The sequence below is a fragment of the Halomonas sp. LS-001 genome, from assembly GCF_052983955.1.
Map to the genome: position 1 here is coordinate 3477094 of NZ_CM129816.1, position 13549 is coordinate 3490642.

Below are 13549 nucleotides of genomic sequence, written 5' to 3' on the forward strand. Positions count from 1 at the left end.
TGACATGGCAGCTTATGATTTTCAGTCATTATCGTTGACGCCTGCACCGGCACCGCCTCGGGAAGCATCAGAAGACTCGACCAGAATACGATGCGCCAAGATTTTCAGGCGTTTCCAGATAGCTTCATCCACTTCAATCCCTTCCTGAAGCGAGCGCTTGCGGCAGGCCATCAGGTCAGATTCGGAATGCAGCGCCAGCAGGTCCAGGTCGTGATCATCGTCCAGGGAGGGCAGCAGTTCCACGTGATTGGCCATCACCAGGGTGATACCGTCGTTGGGCTCATTTTCTTCCGGCACATCGCGGACCGAATAAATACGCACTTCCGGCGTGGGGTGGCCCGCGCGAAAGCCGACGACCTGCTCGGTCAGTGGTGACTGAGCATTACGCCAGAAGGCGGTAATGTTGATGCCTCGCCCGGCGAGGCGTGAGAGATACCCCATGATCAGCTGACGATTGTGGCAGCGGCGGATCTTGACGACCGAAAGCCCGCGAGCCCGCGCCTTGGCAAAGCCCAGCTCCGTGGCCAGGCTGATACTGCGCAACACGCTCTGACCTTGGCCATCCAACACGGCCAGGTCGCCGTCCTGATAAATGATCCGGGGAAGCGCTTCCGGATCTTCCTCCAGCAAAAAGTCCAGCCCACGGCTAAGCTGGTCGACAGCATTAAAGCCATGACACTGCATCCAGGCCACCATGTCGGCGGCATCAGCGGCATCACCGTCTTCAAAACCAATCCCGGTAAAGGCTTTACGGCACAATCCCTGTAGCTCATTGAAGGAGACTTTCATAACATTTCTCCACGAGCAGGTTGAGGGTGTAAGGATGAGGCTGATGCTTGCGCATGAGGCGAAAGCACGGAAGGTTCAATGACACCATTTTCCAGCTGGGGCTGTAGTGGAAAGCTCCAGTTGTCAAAATCGCTCAGATCTTCCGGCTCGGCGTTAAGCTCTTCTACCAGTGGCGCCCCCTGAAACATGGTAATACGCACCCAGCGATCAGATTTGGGATCAAACCGGCTGGCACCGAAAAACGCCAGCTTGGTGCGCAGCAGCTGCATGGGTTTCATGTCCTGATGCCAGAGGTTGGCGTGAATATCGCCATAGGTATCTTTCACCAGCGTCTGCACACGGCGGATAATTTCTTTATGACGAGGCTTGGCGAGCAGAAAATCAACGACCTTGGCACGCGGCGTTTCTTCAAGAAATTCACAGATGGCCGCGTGGCTGTGGGCCACTCTTGGCCCCATGGCAATCAGCATTTCCTTCTCAGCGCCAGGTTCTTCATGGCGAACGCCAAGACGGGGCTCTTCCTTCTCTGCTGAGCGGTACCAGAACCAATAGCTACCTTCACGGCTGGTATAGTCGTGTTCCAACGCCCAGTTATAGTGGGTTTCTATTAGCAGGCGCAGATGAATCAGTGGCATATCAGGCGTCAGGTCAAGATTCTCGGTCACTCCCATCTGGTCTTCCAGCGGGTCGACATGATCCGGATACAGCTCAATTAGCAGCGTATTGATCAATTCCTGCGCTTCCAGCGACAGCGTCCGCTCGCTCCAGGCGACCAGCTGGGTCCACAGATCTTCTTCCAGTGGTGCATATTCCAGCCAGGCCAATATACCCGGCAGGCTCGCCACGGTTTCCGCATTGCGTGCGCTCTGCTCGGCGTCTTCGGTCACCGTTTCAGCCAGATGCTGCTGAGCGCGCCGGGTCAGCGTAATCAGGCGTTTGCGATCTTCTTCGCAGGGTACCTGACGCTGGGCCAGCGCCAGAGCGGTTTCCCGCTGGTGAACCCACTGGGCAATCAGCTGGGGATGGTTGATCAGAAAGGGGGCCATGCCAAGGCCGGTCGAGTTACCGATGCCCAGATAGCGACGCAGCTCGGTAGCCAGTTCGCAGGCCGTATCCGGGGCCTGACAGCGAGCCAGATGTTCGACCTGCTCAATGGAAAAATGCCTGAGCAGATAAACACCGGCCATCTGTGCAGAGAAGGGGCGACGAAAATCCGGGTTTTCGTGCAGACGGGCAAAATCCGCAATCCCGAATTTACCGTTCCCATAGACCGCCGTGGTGCGATACAGATAGCCCACCCGAGTCAGCCAGGCGGGATCTGGCTGTTGTCCATTGGCCAGGGCCTCAACAAAATGCGCGAAGTTGCGCAGACTTTTGTTGGCTCGCGACATGACCAGAAGGCGTGGATGCTGACGCCCCGCCTCCTGCAGGGGCACATTAGCCGCCATTTGCTCGAGCAGACTATCATCCACGTCACCTTCTACCAGGCCAAAGGTGACATCCCAGGCTTCAGCAATTACACGATCCGAGCGCTGCGCATCATCCAGCGGCTGGGCAAACATCACGCCATGATAACGGCCATAAGGCGTCTGCAAGCGATAGATGGCCGTACCAAAGCCGTTTTCATCCAGGTCAAAACGCTCCCGGCTGACCTGCCAGCGCTGACGTCCCATCTGGCGCATCAAGGTGCGCACAAAACTCAATCGGCATGCATGCAGGCTTCCCAGACGCTCCAGTTGCATGACGTCATCAGCAGACCGCAGGGTGAGAGGCGCCAGTGTTCCCAGCGCCCAATCACGGTTATTCATGAACAATGACCTTCTTACGCGTTGTCAGCCCCTGTTCGCGAGCCATCGCATACGCCGCTTTTGGCCCTAGCCACAGCGATGGCAACAACACCAGGGAGACAGGAATGGCCGTAATCACAATAAACTGCTGCAACACACCAATCTGCCCGGACCCCATGTAAAGCAGAATGGCTGCCATCAGCGCCATGGTGATACCCCAGAAAACCCTCACAGCGGTATGCGGTTCATCGTGGCCGGTACATACCACGGCAATCGCATAGCTCATGGAGTCACCCGTGGTCGCCACGAAGATAGTGGTCAGCACCAGGATCGCCAGGGCCATAAAGGCACCGCCCGGCAGCGCCTGAGCCACCGTCAGAGTCGCCACATCAAACTGGAAGTTATTCAGCGCTTCTGCCAGATCAATGGCGCCGCTCATCTGGTAATAGATACCGGACCCGCCGAGCAGGGTAAACCATACGGTGGTGGCAATCGGCGCCATGACAGCAACGGCAAGAATCATCTCGCGAATCGTGCGACCACGCGAGATACGCGCCACGAAAATCGCCATCAGCGGGCCATAACCGATAAACCAGGCAAAGAAGAACACCGTCCACCACTGCATCCACCAGCCCGGCGCGGTTTCCGAGGTCACGGTGGCCATGGCGAAGAACGAGGTGATGTACTGGCCAAAACCTTGCAGATAGGCATTGGTGAAAAATAGCGTCGGCCCGAAGATAAAGATCACTGCCGCAATTGCCAGCGCCAGAAAGACGTTAAAGCGGCTCAGGATCTGAATGCCTTTATGAATACCGGTGGCCGCCGAGGTCACATAGACTGCGCCCAGGCCGATCAGAATCACCAACTGCGTCATGTAACCTTCGCTGATGCCGAACAGCTCATGCAGGCCAAAGCTGACCTGGGTGGCCAGAAAACCGATAGGGCCAACGGTGCCCGCTACCACGGCAATCACACAGCAGGCATCCACCACGCCGCCTAACCAACCACGCATCAAACGCTCACCCAGCACCGGGGTCAGCAAGGTACGCGGCTGCAGTGGCAGGCCACGGTCATAGTGCCAGTAGGCCAGCACGATGGCCGTCAGCGAGCCAAGTACCGCCCAGGCCAGAAAGCCCCAGTGCATGAATGACTGCGCCAGCGCACTGGCAATGGCTTCCACCGTACCGGCTTCGGTATCAAAGGCGGGCGGCGTCACCACAAAGTGATAGACCGGCTCACCGGCGGCAAAGAACACACCACCGCCAGCCAGCAAGGTACACATGATGATGGACAGCCACTTGAAGGTGCTCAGCTCCGGCTTGTTCAGCCCTCCGATCTTGGCGCTGGCCGCTGGTGAAATCGCCAGACCAATCGCAATAAAGAAGGTCAGCAGCAAAAACAGCTGGAAATACGACCCCAGCACGGCCGCCGTCCAGGCAAACCCGGTGGAAATGACACTGGCCACGCCGTCAATATTAATCAGTGAGAGCAGTACAAAAAGAACCACAAAACCGCCACTCAGCACGAGTACGACTGGATCGCCGAACTTGCCAAGCCCAGAGGCCGCTTCCTTGTCCTGGGATGAACTCATGGGGGACACCTCGTTGTTGATTATTGTTGGTAATACATAAAGTGATTGACCCTTGGGGTCAGCTCATCGGGGTGGTGGTGCGTTCCAGCAATTCCACCCAGTTGCGCCCCATAATGCGGGCGACTTCCTGCTCAGCGAAGCCTTTGGCGCGCAACCCCTCAATCAGATTGGGGAAGTCGCGGCTATCGCGTAGCCATGCCAGCGGTTTTGGCCAGCCTGCGTTATTGGCGCTACCTTCGCCGTAATCCATCTCTTTCGACCAGCGGCCATTGCGCATCCATTCCAGTACAGAGGTTGGCTGGTTCTGGCACAGATCCGTTCCCAGCCCGACGTGCTCAATGCCCATCATGTCGACCGTGCGGGCAATCATGTCGCAGTAATCTTCCAGCGTGCAGTCAGGGCCATTTTTCAAGTGGAACGGGTAAGCTGAAAAACCCAGCAAGCCGTCATTTTCGGCAATCGCCTTGAGCACTTTGTCGGACTTGTTACGCTTGGCGTCGTGGAAGAAACTTGGGTTGGCGTGGGAAATGATCACCGGACGCTCGGAAATCTCGATGGCTTCCAGGGTCGAGCGCTCGCTGCTGTGAGACATGTCGATCACCATGCCAACCCGGTTCATCTCGCGAATCACCTGGCGGCCAAACCGGGTAATTCCGCTGTCTTCGCTTTCATAACAGCCACAGGCCAGCAGACTCTGGTTGTTATAGGTCAGCTGCATAATCAGCAGGCCCAGCTGGCGCAACACCGCCACCATGTCGATGTCGTCTTCGATTGGCGAGCAGTTCTGGGCACCGAAAAAGATGCCCACCTTGCCTGCCTCACGAGCGCGCTGAATATCGCCCGTTGCATGCACCGGCATAATCAGGTCGCTATGGGCCTCGAAGCGACGGTTCCATTCACCGATGCGCGTCAACGTCTCACGCAAGGTTTCATGGTAGACCAGGGTGGCGTGGACGGCGTCCACACCGCCCTCGCGCATCTGTTCAAAAATTTCCCGGGACCAGTTGGAGTACTGCAACCCATCCACGGTCAGCATCTGTTTGGACATACCCCGCTCCTTACGCTTTGACGTAGCAGGTCTTGACCACGGTGTAGAACTCACGCGCATAGCGCCCTTGTTCACGCGGGCCAAAGCTTGAGTCTTTGCGGCCACCAAAGGGCACGTGATAGTCGGTGCCCGCAGTCGGCAGGTTGACCATCACACAGCCGGTTTCGGCTTCTGCCTTGAAGCGGTTGGCCAGCGCCAGGGAGTCGGTAATGATGCCAGCGGTCAAACCGAAGTTGGTGTCGTTGAGCATGGCAATCGCTTCGTCCATGTCCGCCACCTTGATGACACAGGCAATCGGGCCGAAGACTTCTTCTCGGTTGATGGCCATGTCATTGGTGGTATCGACAAGCAGCGCTGGGGCCATGAAGTAACCTTCGCTGGCACACTCGACCCGCTCGCCACCGAAGGCCAGCGTCGCGCCATCGGCCTGGCCACGCTCGATCCAGCTCAGGTTGGAATCCAGCTGGCGGGCATCCGCCACCGGGCCGATCTGCACGCCTTCTTCCAGCGCCGGGCCGACCTTGGCTTTCGCCAACCGCGCCGTCAGTTTTTCGACAAAGGCGTCATGCACGGCGGCATGTACGATCAGGCGCGAAGACGCGGTGCATTTCTGCCCGGTACCGGAATAAGCGCCGTTGAAGGCAGCTTCCACGGCCAAGTCAAGATCGGCATCTTCCGCCACGATCAGGGCGTTCTTGGAGCCCATTTCCAGCTGGCACTTGACCAGATTACCGGCGGTGGCAGCGGCCACGCGGCGACCGACTTCCAGAGAGCCGGTGAAGCTTAGCGCGCCGATGGCAGGGCTTGTGATCAGCGCTTCGCCAACGCTGCCGCCGCTGCCCATCAGTAGGTTGAAAGTACCCGCAGGCAGTGCCTGACGGCTGATGATCTCGGTCAACGCCCAGGCACTCGCCGGTACCAGGTTGGCAGGCTTGAAAATCACCGCGTTACCAAAGGCCAGTGCTGGAGCGATCTTCCACACCGCGGTCGCCATGGGGAAATTCCAGGGGCTGATAATGCCGACGACGCCCACCGGCTCGCGGCGGGTATCAACTTCCACGCCTGGGCGAACGGAATCGACCCGCTCATCAATCTGGCGCAGCACTTCGGCGGCATAGTAGTGGAAGAATTGCGCCGAACGCCCCACTTCCCCCATGCCTTCCGCCAGCGGCTTGCCTTCCTCGCGGGATAACAGACGGCCCAGTTCTTCCTTGCGGGCCATCAGCTCGTCGCCAATCGCCATCAGGATGCCATAGCGCTGTTCCAGGCCACTTTTCGCCCATTCTTTCTGACCGTTGCGTGCCGCCTTGATGGCTTCTTCTACCTGGGCCGGGCTGGCTTGAGCATAATCGCCAATCACATCATTCAGGTCTGAAGGATTGCTATTGGTGATATGACTATCGCCATCGACCCATTGACCATTGATGTAAAGCGCGTGAGGGGATGACATAGATATCTCCATTAGGGTTTTTTAGTAACAGGGTTAAAACTTAAGGTTGACCACATGCTAAATAAGGCAACAATATAAGAACAATCAATAATTCAGATAAAATGATCAGAAAAACTTACCAAAAAAATTTACCAGCAATACCGACCGGAAAACCTGCCAAAAACCAGCGAGAAAAACTGATTAATCTAGGGTCTGTTGACGGTTCGTGATGAAACGTCAAAAGCCCCTAAGCAGACTGGAATCCTCACCATGCTTCCCGAACTGAAATTGGCCCCCCTGCGCTATGTCTTGGCCATTCTCGATACAGGCGGCTTCCACGCCGCTGCCAAGCAGCTACACCGCAGCCAGCCTGCCGTTTCCATGGCCGTGCGTGATCTGGAAGAGCGCCTTGGCCAGCCGCTGTTTGAAAAAGGCAGCGGAAAAGCTCAACTAACTCCCTTTGGCCAGTGGTGCGAACCTCGATTTCGCGAATTGGTGGCGCATCATGACCGGGTATGCCGCGATGCCCTGGCGATTGCCCGCCAGCAGCGCGGACGAGTGGATATTGCAGCGGTGCCATCGGTGGCCAGCCGCCTGATGCCGACGCTTCTTGCCGGGTTTCTCGACGCTTATCCGGGTATCGATATCAGCCTGCAGGACGGCCATTCCGAGCGGGTTAACGAGATGGTGCTGAAAGGCGAAGTTGAACTCGGCATCACCAGTCTCTGGATACCCGATGACACCCTCTGTTTCGATGCGCTGTTGCAAGACGATATTGGCGTGGTATGCCGCAATGATCATCCACTGGCTCACCAGGAGGCCCTGCATTGGCGAGCGCTAAAGCCTTATACGCTGATTCGCAATGGCACCTCACGCATGTTGGAGGGCTCGCCAGCAGCGGAGCTTCTCACCCATAGCACCCTGTATATTTCCAATATGATTTCGCTCACGGCCATGCTGGAAGCGGGCATCGGCGTGACGACCCTGCCCCGCCTGGCCTTTCAGGAAGAGCACGAGCGGCTGCGGTTTATCCCTCTGGCCACGCCGCACCTAAAACGCCGAATTGGCCTGCTGCGACGTTCCAGACAAAGCCTTTCTCCCGCGGCGGATGCCATGTATGGCTACTTGCTGGAACAGCTCAGCAAACATGCTGAGTATTGATCCAGATCTTTAAAAACGGTCGTTGAAAGCTGTCTTTAAAAACGGTCGTTAAGAAGCGTGTCGTGAATGGGCAGGCAGCTCAGCGGCTTTAGCGCTAGACTCCAAGGCAATGGCTCACCCGCACTGCCCAGGAGACTCTATGGATTTTCACGCTTATCGCCATGCCCTTGCCCAGCAGCTGCAAGGGTCTGAATTGCCGTTTCCCGCCGAAGAGTTTGCCGCCCGCCTGACTCACACTCGCCGCTTGATGCAAGCGGCGGGTCGGGACGCTTTACTGCTCACCGACCCGGCGGATATTTTCTACCTGACCGGCTATCACACCTTTGAAGTCTCGGTACACACCGCCCTGGTGGTCACTCCCGAGCAAGTCATCTTACAGGTGCCCTCGATAGAAACCGGCCCGGCGGTGGTGACCGCCACGGTAGACGAGATTATCGGTTACCGCTGGGAAGGTATCGACGAAGTGATTGCACCGCTGGCGGATGTGCTTGCGCCTTACCACGCCATCGGGCTGGATGCGTTTAGCGCGGGGCTGCGTTTTGGTGTCATTCAGCCACTCCAGGAACGCCTGGGGAGTGAGCGTTTTCATCCGGATGGCGGGGAGATACTCGACGGCCAGCGGCTGGTGAAGCGGGAACGGGAGCTGGATTGTCTACGCGAAAGCGCCCGTATTACGGCCGCTGGCCTGGCGGCGGCAGAGGCAATTATTGCGCCAGGTATGACGGATAACGACATCGCCGCCGAAGGCGCTCGGGCACTGATCGCCGAAGGCAGCGAGTTTATGAGCCTGCAGCCCATCGTCACCAGCGGGCATCGCATCAGCATCATTCACGTTAATCACAAGCGCACCCCGATTGCCGCAGGCGACCCGGTGTTTCTGGAATTTGGCTCAGCCTATCAGCGTTACACCGCCCCCATAATGCGCACCGCCGTGGCGGGCCGCGCCAGCACCGAAATGCAGGCCGTCAGGGATATCTGCCGGGGTATTTTCGAGGCGCTCATCCACGCCATGCGCCCCGGCAACACCTTTGACGACGCAGCAAAAGCCGCGGATGCCGTGCTGGCACCCCATGCCAGCCAGCTGTTTTTTTCCGGCGTATTTGGCTATGCGGTAGGGGCGCAATTTCCGCCCAGCTGGGTAGAAGGCACGGGCTACATCGCCCGTGGCCAGATGCGCCCCTTCGAGGAGAACATGGTCTTTCACCTGCCGATTTGCCTACGCATGCCTGGCCACTGGGGCATTGGCATCAGCGATACCGTGCTGGTGACGGCCCAGGGTGGCGTCGCCCTGACCAACAACGACTGGAGGATTAATGAGTGCTTTTAAGAGGCTCTATGAAATCGCCCGGGTTCGATGCCCGGGCGGAGGTCAGACAATCATCTATCCAGGTTAAACCCCGATATCGCGATAGTGGCGAGCGACTTTTTCAATTGCAATCACGTAAGCCGCCATGCGGTAGTCATTCACCTTGGGGTTTTCATTACGGGTGCGGATAATTTCCTGGAAGGCCAGGCGCATACTGTCATCCAGACCGGAACGCACCAGATCAAACTCATCGGCACCACGCCCCAGCTCATCTGCCAGGTGCTTAGGCACTTTTTGCCCGGTTGATTCCTCAATGGCCTGGATAATATGCTCGCCGCGCGCTTCGTGAAAACGCTTGTCGAGTCGCCCGAAACGCACATGGTTAAGGTTACGGATCCACTCGAAGTAGGAAACGACAACACCACCGGCGTTGCAGTAGGCATCTGGAATGATTTCGATACCGCGCTTTTGGAGAATCTGGTCAGCTTCAAAAGTGACCGGGCCGTTCGCCGCTTCTGCAATCAGTGGCGCCTGAATATTATGGGCGTTGTGTACCGTAATCACGCCTTCGAGAGCAGCAGGGATCAGGATATCGCAGGCCATCTCCAGCACACTGCTGCCGTCTTCACGGTATTCTGCCCCAGGGAAGCCTTTCACCCCGCCATTTTCAGCAACGTATTGGTGGACGGCGTTAACATCGAGGCCGCTTTCATCGATGATCGCCCCATCACGCTCAATAATTGCAGTGATAAGACAGTCATCCTCGGTTTGCAGGAAATGTGCCGCATGATAGCCCACGTTACCCAGCCCCTGAACAACCACCCGCTTGCCCGCCAGGGTGCCGGATAAACCACAGCGTTTGATTTCGTCCGGGTGTCTGAAGAGTTCACGCAGTGCATATTGCACCCCGCGACCGGTGGCCTCGTTACGCCCGCGCACGCCACCATGCTCAACGGGCTTGCCAGTCAGGGCGCCCATGTAGTTGATATCGTTCGGGAACATCTGACGGTAGGTATCCACCATCCAGCTCATTTCCCGCGGGCCGGTTCCCATATCGGGGGCAGGCACGTTAACTGCTGGGCTCAGATAGCCTTTGTTGATCAGTTCACGTGCGAAACGCCGGGTAATGGTTTCCAGCTGTTTGGCCGTGTACTTGCGCGGATCGATGACCAAACCGCCTTTCGAACCACCAAAGGGAACATCCACAATCGCGCATTTATAGGTCATCAGGGCAGCCAGCGCTTCGACTTCATCCTGGTCGACCATCATCGCAAAGCGGATACCGCCTTTGGAAGGTAGACGGTGATCACTATGGGTGGCTCGCCAGCCAGTAAACATTTCCACATTGCCGTCGATATCCACAGGAAACGATACCTGCACAACGCTCTGGCAGATTTTAAGCGCTTCACCTACCCCTTTTTCCATATCCATAATGCCAATCGCGTTATCGACCATATGCTCAACACTTTCACGAAAAGACATGCCCTGCTGGGAAAACTTGGTATCACTCATGAATGGCGCTCCTTTTTTGTCGCTGTTGTTATCACTTCTGTCGTTTTGGGAAAGCACACGAATGTCATTTCATGAATCAGACTGTTTTCTGACAGCTTATTGTTATTATTAAAAAACTTTCCCTAAACGACTTTAACAAGCAGTCGCGCGACCGACTGTTAATTATCATTAACCCACTCAAGGATAGTTCTTAAGAATAGCTAATGTAACCGCCGTTTCAGCGTGTCGGAAGGACGCTCACAGAACAGCCGTTTATAATCCAGGGAAAACTGGCTAAGGTGATAAAACCCCTGACTCGACGCTGCATCGGCAATGGAAATATCGCCATGCGCTAACAGCTGGCGCCGCACGCGGTTCAGTCGTGTAGCCCGCAGGAACTGCACAGGGCTGATCCCCAGAATACTTTCGAAGCTGTACTGTAGGGTTCGTCGGCTGACACAGGCAATGTCACATAACGCGGCAATGGTCACCGGACTATCGCCCGATGCCTTGAGGTAGTCCCATACGCGGTCAACCACGGCACGACGGTGTAGGTAGCTGGGGGCTTTTGCCGAATTGAGCGTCCCGCTGTCGAGCAGGCCAAGAAGCTCCTGTAACAGCATGTCCTTGTGGATTTCCGTATCCATGGCATCACCGGACGCCGTCAGAATCTGCCTGACCAGTAACGCCAGTGTATCAACTTGCTGTGTATTGCTTTTCAGACAGGGTGTTGCAGATTCAGCAAGGTGCTCAACACTGATGCCTTCCCGCTCGGCCAATGCGAACAGCTCATCACGACGAATCAGAATGCTGAGAATATGGCAGTCTGAGGGTGTCATCAGCTCAAAGGAATGGTCGCCAAGTCGCCAAAGCACGTCGTCCTGCTCTATCCCCTGACCATTGATGCGAAACTGTTCACGCTGGGTGGGAATCCCGATCCAGAAGGAATCTGACCAGGTGATGCATTGCTGGTAGAGCATCTGGTTGGTGTATTCATTGATGATCTGAACCCCCTCAAAGTGACACTCATCCACACGCCCTTCAAAGCGCCCTGCGCTGCACTGGTTGTACTCCTGGGCCCAGTTGGTCAGGTTAAACGCCTGTTCATTCACTTCGTGCGAAACGCAGACACGCCGTCGCGGCGCGACCTGGTCGCATCGTGGTTCGTTCGGGTGCATTTTTTCCTCTTTATTGTTGTTTTGCACCAGTATGGGCGTTGTTTTTTTCGCCTGTAAAGCCTTATACACGGTGGACTCCCCCTCTTTGTGTACTTTTGCCAAAATTCGATAACCCGCATCGAACCAAGCTCTCTACCCTCAAGGAGCTAGCAATTTCCGTTCCCTTTTCACTGCCCAACGCGCCATTTTCTAATCGCAGTACAAAGGAATCGATCAACGCACAACAATTCGCGACCTTGACCTGGAGAATGCTCATGGCAAACGCAATCGATAAGGAGTACCTGGCCAAGCGCCAGTTAAAGAAAGGTACCGCTGGCTGGGTTCTGCTCGCAGGCCTTGGGGTGTCTTATGTCATTTCCGGCAACTTTGCCGGTTGGAACTTCGGGCTGGCGGAAGCTGGCTGGGGTGGTTTTTTAATTGCCGCCGTTTTGATGGCCACCATGTACTTTGCCTTGGTGCTCTCGCTGGCGGAAATGTCAGCCGCGATTCCCGCAGCCGGTGGCGGTTACAGTTTTGCCCGGCAAACCATGGGCCAGGCCGGTGGGTATCTGACGGGGCTGGCGGTACTGATTGAATATGCCTTGGCACCAGCGGCCATCGTGATCTTTATCGGTGCCGCTGTTGAAGAGCTGCTGGGGATTAACGGCCCCTGGGTCTATGCGCTGTTCTACGCCATCTTTATCGGCATCCATCTCGCCGGTGTTGGCGAAGCGCTGAAAGCCATGATGGTTATCAGCGGTCTCGCCGTGATCGCGATTCTGGCCACAGCCGTTGTTTTGATTGGCGATTTCAGCACCGCCAACCTGTTCACGATTGCCGCCACCGAAGAAGCCGGTAGTAGCACCTGGCTACCCTTCGGCTGGTACGGCGTATGGGCGGCGCTACCCTTTGCCATGTGGCTGTTTCTGGCCGTTGAAGGGGTGCCACTCGCGGCGGAAGAAGCTCGCGACCCGGCCCGTGATATGCCCAAGGGGATTATTGCGGCAATGATCTTCCTGCTGTTCACTGCCACCCTGGTGGTGTTCTTGCTGGCCGGTGCGGCAGGGGCTGATGTGATTGCCGCCAGCGGCGTTCCGCTTGTCGATGCGCTGAAAACCACCGGTAACAGTGGCCTGGCCACGGCCATCAACGTACTGGGCCTTGCCGGGCTGATTGCGTCTTTCTTCTCGGTCATTTACGGCTATAGCCGTTTGGTATTTGCTCTGTCACGGGCAGGTTATTTACCCAAAGTGCTATCGCTGACCAGCAAACGCAAAGCACCGACCTGGGCATTAGTTGCCCCTGGGGTTTTCGGTTTTCTGGTCTCACTGACCGGTGAAGGCGATCTGATTCTGGGCATGGCCGTGGTGGGCGCCACCATTTCCTATGCCCTAATGGCACTCAGCCATATCCTGCTTCGCCTGCGTCGCCCGGAGCTGGAACGCCCCTATAAAACCCCTGGCGGCATGGTGACCTCGTCTCTTGCGCTGGTGCTTTCCCTCGTCGCCATGACCGGCGTCTATGCCTTCGATCCCCGCGCCTTTAACTACACCATTGTGCTGTTCGCCATTGGTGCGGTGTACTTCTTTGCCTACGCCAAGCACCATCTGGTCGCCCAGTCAGCGGATGAAGAACTGGCGCTGATCCTAGATGCCGAGCATGCCGTTGAGGAAATGGAAGCACTTCAGGAAACCCCTGATAGCCCCCTGCAACCCAATGCCCCGCGGACCTGAACATTGTCACGACACCTTCGTCCCTCAGCGCCGTCCAGTGATGGCGCTGAGGGTCCC

The 13549-nt window shown here is 56.7% G+C and carries 10 protein-coding genes; 3 read left to right on the forward strand and 7 right to left on the reverse strand.

The window, feature by feature from the left end; translation table 11 throughout:
* Positions 1–21: 21 nt before the first annotated feature.
* From ACU6TU_RS15465 to ACU6TU_RS15485, 5 genes are read right to left on the reverse strand one after another with little or no spacing between them, the layout of a single operon-like run.
* On the reverse strand, positions 22–789 hold the full coding sequence (locus ACU6TU_RS15465; RefSeq protein ID WP_447142259.1) for a DUF3726 domain-containing protein: 768 nt from the start codon (positions 787–789) through the stop codon (positions 22–24).
* Positions 786–2597 (reverse strand): hypothetical protein, encoded by a 1812-nt coding sequence (locus ACU6TU_RS15470; protein ID WP_447142260.1) that lies wholly within the window; start codon positions 2595–2597, stop codon positions 786–788. Before ACU6TU_RS15470 ends, ACU6TU_RS15465 begins: the two co-directional genes overlap by 4 nt.
* Positions 2590–4167, reverse strand: coding sequence for a BCCT family transporter (locus ACU6TU_RS15475; RefSeq protein WP_447142261.1), 1578 nt, complete (start codon positions 4165–4167; stop codon positions 2590–2592). The genes ACU6TU_RS15470 and ACU6TU_RS15475 overlap by 8 nt, the downstream gene beginning before the upstream one ends.
* 58 nt (positions 4168–4225) lie before the next feature.
* On the reverse strand, positions 4226–5215 hold the full coding sequence (locus tag ACU6TU_RS15480; protein WP_447142262.1) for a dipeptidase: 990 nt from the start codon (positions 5213–5215) through the stop codon (positions 4226–4228).
* 10 nt (positions 5216–5225) lie between these two features.
* Positions 5226–6665, reverse strand: coding sequence for an aldehyde dehydrogenase family protein (locus tag ACU6TU_RS15485; RefSeq protein ID WP_447142263.1), 1440 nt, complete (start codon positions 6663–6665; stop codon positions 5226–5228).
* Between the two features lie 249 nt (positions 6666–6914).
* Between ACU6TU_RS15485 and ACU6TU_RS15490 the strand changes: the two genes are divergently transcribed.
* Together ACU6TU_RS15490 and ACU6TU_RS15495 are read left to right on the forward strand one after the other, a co-directional pair.
* Entirely contained in the window at positions 6915–7805 is an 891-nt protein-coding gene (locus ACU6TU_RS15490) for a LysR family transcriptional regulator (RefSeq protein WP_447142264.1), read from the forward strand.
* Between the two features lie 139 nt (positions 7806–7944).
* On the forward strand, positions 7945–9132 hold the full coding sequence (locus ACU6TU_RS15495) for a M24 family metallopeptidase (protein WP_447142265.1): 1188 nt from the start codon (positions 7945–7947) through the stop codon (positions 9130–9132).
* A gap of 63 nt (positions 9133–9195) precedes the next feature.
* Here ACU6TU_RS15495 and ACU6TU_RS15500 read toward each other — a convergent pair whose 3' ends face one another.
* Both ACU6TU_RS15500 and ACU6TU_RS15505 read right to left on the reverse strand, forming a co-directional pair.
* The gene (locus tag ACU6TU_RS15500; RefSeq protein ID WP_447142266.1) at positions 9196–10623 is read right to left on the reverse strand and encodes a Glu/Leu/Phe/Val family dehydrogenase; all 1428 of its coding nucleotides are present in this window, start codon (positions 10621–10623) and stop codon (positions 9196–9198) included.
* A gap of 200 nt (positions 10624–10823) precedes the next feature.
* Entirely contained in the window at positions 10824–11780 is a 957-nt protein-coding gene (locus tag ACU6TU_RS15505) for a helix-turn-helix domain-containing protein (protein ID WP_447142267.1), read from the reverse strand.
* Between the two features lie 254 nt (positions 11781–12034).
* Between ACU6TU_RS15505 and eat the strand changes: the two genes are divergently transcribed.
* On the forward strand, positions 12035–13492 hold the full coding sequence (eat, locus tag ACU6TU_RS15510) for an ethanolamine permease (RefSeq protein ID WP_447142268.1): 1458 nt from the start codon (positions 12035–12037) through the stop codon (positions 13490–13492).
* Positions 13493–13549: the final 57 nt, after the last annotated feature.